The organism is Vibrio sp. 2134-1 (genome assembly GCF_033339495.1).
In genome coordinates, this window is the sequence record NZ_JAWOUS010000418.1 from 1 (window position 1) to 704 (window position 704).

The window sequence follows — 704 nt, forward strand, 5'->3', positions numbered from 1 at the left end:
TTTCAAAATCGATTGCTGAATAAGACGAGACGCCCAGCTTGTACCAAGACCAAAACCAAACGTAACGAATGGCGTTTGACCGTTTGCCGTGTGCAGTGTATTTACTTCGTACTCTAGCGATTGGAAGGCGTCGTAACACTCTTTCTCGGTGCGCGCTTTAGCAAACTCTTCTGGCTCGGCAATGTTCCTCTCTTTCGCGATCTCTAGGTGCTTCTCATAGCTTGTCATAACGTATGGAGCAAGCACTTCGTCGATACGGTTGATTGTCGTACCGCCATAAATATGGCTAGCTACTTGAGCAATAATTTGCGCCGTTACGGCAGTCGCAGTTGAAATCGATTTAGGCGTGTCGATTTCTGCATTACCCATTTTGAAGCCGTGCGTTAGCATGCCTTTCAAATCGATAAGCATACAGTTAAACATCGGGAAGAATGGCGCGTAATCCAGATCGTGGTAGTGAATGTCACCCACTTCGTGTGCTTGAACCACATCACGAGGCAGGATGTGCGTTTTCGCGTAGTGCTTCGCCACGATACCCGCTAAAAGGTCACGCTGAGTTGGGATAACTTTGCCGTCTTTATTCGCGTTTTCGTTGATCAAATCAAGGTTACTTTCTTCAATCAAGCCTTCGATTTCACGAGTTAGTGCACTTTGCTTTTCACGCGCGATGTCGCGGTCATGGCGATATTCAATGTAAGAACGTG

1 protein-coding gene is annotated in these 704 nt (G+C 46.9%); it reads right to left on the reverse strand.

The window, feature by feature from the left end:
• The coding region (nrdD, locus tag R7R78_RS26365; RefSeq protein WP_318119616.1) for an anaerobic ribonucleoside-triphosphate reductase at positions 1-704 on the reverse strand (704 nt) is incomplete at both ends.